This is a genomic window from Bradyrhizobium mercantei (genome assembly GCF_001982635.1).
Taxonomy (GTDB): Bacteria; Pseudomonadota; Alphaproteobacteria; order Rhizobiales; family Xanthobacteraceae; genus Bradyrhizobium; species Bradyrhizobium mercantei.
In genome coordinates this window covers 1-626 of the sequence record NZ_MKFI01000068.1, presented here as the reverse complement: position 1 = coordinate 626, position 626 = coordinate 1, and the positions used below count along the sequence as shown (strand labels likewise).

The following is a 626-nucleotide window of genomic DNA, read 5'->3' as shown; positions in this document are numbered from 1 at the left end:
GTCTGATTCCGCGCGCCGCGCCGCCCGCGCGGAAGTCTTTGAAGAAGTGAACCCATGACCACCGTCGACCAATCCACCAGCACGACCGGCCTGGGCCTGGCGCAAAGCGGCGCCAACGGCTCCAGCACCGCCCAGGGCCTGCAGGACCAGTTCCTGAAGCTGCTGGTCACGCAGCTCAAGAACCAGGATCCGCTGAACCCGATGCAGAACGCCGAGCTGACCTCGCAGCTGGCGCAGATCTCCACCGTGGAAGGCATCACCAACCTCAAGAACACCATGCTGGCCATCAGCGGCCAGATCGACGTGTCGCAGTCCATGAACGCGGTCGCGATGATCGGCAAGGGCGTGCTGGTGCCCGGCTCGACCGTCAAGGTCGGCGTGGACGCCGCGAACCCCTCCGAGCGCGTGGTCACGCCCTACGGCATCGACCTGCAGAAGGACGCCGCCAAGGTACAGGTGCGCATCTCCGACGCCAACGGCCAGGTCGTGCGCACCATCGAGCTGGGCGAGCAGAAGGCCGGCGTGTACACGCTGGACTGGGACGGCAAGAACGACGGCGGCGCGGCGCTGGAGGCGGGCGCCTACACCGTGTCCGTCCTGGCCACGGATGGCGATGACAAGAAGGT

General features: G+C 66.9%; 1 protein-coding gene. It reads left to right on the top strand.

Annotated features, from left to right (window positions below):
* Nucleotides 1-54: 54 nt before the first annotated feature.
* A partial coding sequence (locus tag BI327_RS40960) for a flagellar hook capping FlgD N-terminal domain-containing protein (protein WP_076867252.1) occupies nucleotides 55-626 on the top strand: 572 nt, incomplete at its 3' end.